This is a genomic window from methanotrophic endosymbiont of Bathymodiolus puteoserpentis (Logatchev), from assembly GCF_900128525.1.
Lineage (GTDB): Bacteria > Pseudomonadota > Gammaproteobacteria > Methylococcales > Methylomonadaceae > Methyloprofundus.
Genome location: NZ_FQTQ01000082.1, coordinates 1 through 2,026, shown reverse-complemented (window position 1 = coordinate 2,026; position 2,026 = coordinate 1). Strand labels below are relative to the sequence as shown.

The 2,026-nt window shown below is 41.7% G+C and carries 1 protein-coding gene and 1 pseudogene; both read left to right on the top strand.

Annotated features, from left to right (window positions below; genetic code table 11):
* Window positions 1-279: 279 nt before the first annotated feature.
* On the top strand, window positions 280-1,656 hold the full coding sequence (atpD, locus tag BQ7314_RS06985; RefSeq protein WP_174482985.1) for a F0F1 ATP synthase subunit beta: 1,377 nt from the start codon (window positions 280-282) through the stop codon (window positions 1,654-1,656).
* Window positions 1,657-1,904: 248 nt separating this feature from the next.
* Window positions 1,905-2,026 (top strand): annotated as a pseudogene (locus tag BQ7314_RS06980) (F0F1 ATP synthase subunit epsilon); the annotation flags it as partial.

The window sequence follows — 2,026 nt, the reverse complement described above, 5'->3', positions numbered from 1 at the left end:
CTCAGGAACTTTCTGAAATTGTTAGTGGTGCATCTGCTGTATGAGCTGCCTAGACCTAATACCACTAAAGGTGTGAAAGCTAATCCCTACGATCCTATGCGTAGTAGGTGATAAGGGAGAGTGGGAGCAGTCAACATCCTCCATTCTTAGAGGATTAGGTATAAATAGCTCAAGGTAGTACAGTAAATATCAGCATCTTCAGGTACGGTGGGTACATATAGATAGGGCAATGAGTTTTGATTTCTGCTCAATGCAAAAAAACAAGTATGAGGAAAGGCTATGAGTAGCGGTCATATCGTTCAAGTAATCGGCGCAGTCATTGATGTCGAGTTTCCGGGGGATAGTGTTCCTAAAATTTACGACGCGCTGCGTGTTAAAGAGAAAAATCTTGTTCTGGAAGTTCAGCAGCAACTGGGAGATGGTGTAGTTCGATCTATTGCTATGGGTTCTACGGAAGGGATTTCCAGAGGTCTTAACGTTGATAATACAGGCAGCTCTATTCAGGTTCCTGTAGGAAGCAAAACTCTTGGTCGTATTATGGACGTGCTTGGTGAACCTATTGATGAAAAAGGCCCTATTGGAGAAGAAAAGCGTGCATCTATTCACCGTAAACCTCCAAGTTATGCTGAGCAGTCTGCTAGTAATGAATTACTGGAAACAGGTATTAAGGTTATTGACTTGGTAGCACCATTTGCAAAAGGCGGTAAAGTAGGTTTGTTTGGTGGTGCTGGTGTTGGTAAAACCGTAAATATGATGGAGTTGATTCGTAATATTGCGATTGAGCACTCCGGATTTTCTGTTTTTGCTGGTGTAGGGGAGCGTACTCGGGAAGGTAATGATTTCTATCATGAAATGCGAGAATCGAACGTCCTAGATAAAGTATCGCTGGTTTATGGTCAAATGAATGAGCCTCCAGGAAACCGCCTTCGTGTTGCTTTAACTGGCTTAACTATGGCGGAAGAATTTCGTGATGATGGACGAGATGTCCTATTATTTATCGACAACATTTATCGTTACACTTTAGCAGGAACAGAGGTTTCCGCCTTGCTTGGCCGTATGCCTTCTGCTGTAGGTTATCAGCCAACTCTGGCGGAGGAAATGGGGGCTTTGCAAGAACGAATCACTTCAACCAATAAAGGCTCAATTACTTCTATTCAAGCGGTATACGTTCCTGCTGATGATTTAACAGACCCTTCTCCAGCAACCACCTTCTCTCATCTTGATGCAACAGTGGTTCTTAGTCGTGATATTGCAGCTAAAGGTATTTATCCTGCGATAGATCCGTTGGACTCATCTTCCCGGCAATTAGATCCTTTGATTATTGGTCAAGAGCACTACGACGTTGCCCGTGGAGTACAGGTAGTTCTTCAGCGCTACAAAGAACTTAAAGATATTATTGCAATTTTGGGAATGGATGAGTTGTCAGTAGAAGATAAACAGACTGTAACTCGCGCCCGTAAGATAGAGAGATTTTTATCGCAAGCATTCTTTGTTGCGGAAATCTTTACTGGAGCACCTGGTAAGTATGTTTCCCTGAAAGAAACGATTCGTGGCTTCAAAGGCATCCTAGATGGGGAGTACGACAACTTGCCTGAGCAAGCGTTCTATATGGTTGGTACTATTGACGAAGCAGTAGAAAAAGCTAAAACCCTATAGTCTATATACCTGAACCATTAAAGGTAGGAATAGGAGACAAATGAGAGAATATCCATAAGCTTATACGTTGTTGGTGATCAGGGTTAATGCTAGAAATAAACAACCTTACACCTCAAAAAAGGAATGGGTAAAAGTTTGCGGAAACCATTAAGTGTTCTTGGTGACCAACACCATCTTATTTCATATACGATAAGTATATAATATTCTTGCATTAATTAATCAAAAAATCAGAAGGAGTAAACGACGATATGACAATGACGATATATTGTGACATTGTCAGCGCAGAAACAGAGATTTTCTCTGGTATGGTAGAAATGGTGGTAGCTACAGGTATACTTGGTGATTTAGGAATTACACCTAGTCACACACC

Bases quoted from the DNA above. Each gene is read 5' to 3' on its own strand.
- atpD (WP_174482985.1), top strand. From the start codon at position 280: ATGAGTAGCGGTCATATCGTTCAAGTAATCGGCGCAGTCATTGATGTC.